Below are 717 nucleotides of genomic sequence, written 5' to 3'. Positions count from 1 at the left end.
GATATCATTTTCCTGCTGTATTGCAAGGCCGGCAGAGTCATACCCGCGGTATTCAAGTTGTTTCAATCCTTCCAAAAGAATCGAGCTGGCCTGTTTCTGGCCCACATAACATATTATGCCACACATGAATTTTCTCCTAACTTAGTTCGTGTCCATCCAGAAATGAGATAGTTTTCGCAAGGTCAAGGAAGATGAGGATTTTAACCACAGGAATACATTGAAGTATTTCGAGGATTAAAATCCGAATCTGACGTAGAGATTGCGGAAAATAGCCATTTATGGATGGGCACGAAGTAGTATTTTAGAGTCACGGGGGGCGTTGGGCGAACGGGGGAAGTCCCGCCTTGGCGGGATTGCGGCCTTTAAAAAAGAGACCCGCATGGCCCCCCAGGAAATGAGATTATACCCGAACTTTTTGAGATGTTACGTTGCATAGCCCATAAGTATTTGTCATATCATAACAAAACGAAGGTAGGTTTGGTGTTAAGGTAGAAAGGGAAGAGATATTTATGAGAAAGTACAGAATCTGGGAATGGAATTATATGAAAAAAGGGCTTAGATGACAATCTAAGCCCTTAATATCGATGGTAGCGGGGGCTGGATTCGAACCAACGACCTCCGGGTTATGAGCCCGACGAGCTACCAGACTGCTCCACCCCGCGAAACTTATTGTAAATTAACACCTGATAATTCGTTTGTCAATTGGAAATTATCATG

Annotated in this window: 1 tRNA gene; it reads right to left on the bottom strand. The window is 43.7% G+C overall.

From position 1 onward, the window contains the following. Positions 1 to 585: 585 nt before the first annotated feature. Positions 586 to 662: transfer RNA gene (locus P1P89_23285), tRNA-Met, on the bottom strand. Positions 663 to 717 lie beyond the last annotated feature (55 nt).

The sequence above is a fragment of the Desulfobacterales bacterium genome (assembly GCA_029211065.1).
Taxonomy (GTDB): domain Bacteria; phylum Desulfobacterota; class Desulfobacteria; order Desulfobacterales; family JARGFK01; genus JARGFK01.
Note: the sequence above shows the minus strand (reverse complement) of the source record. Positions and strands in the feature narration are given on the sequence as shown.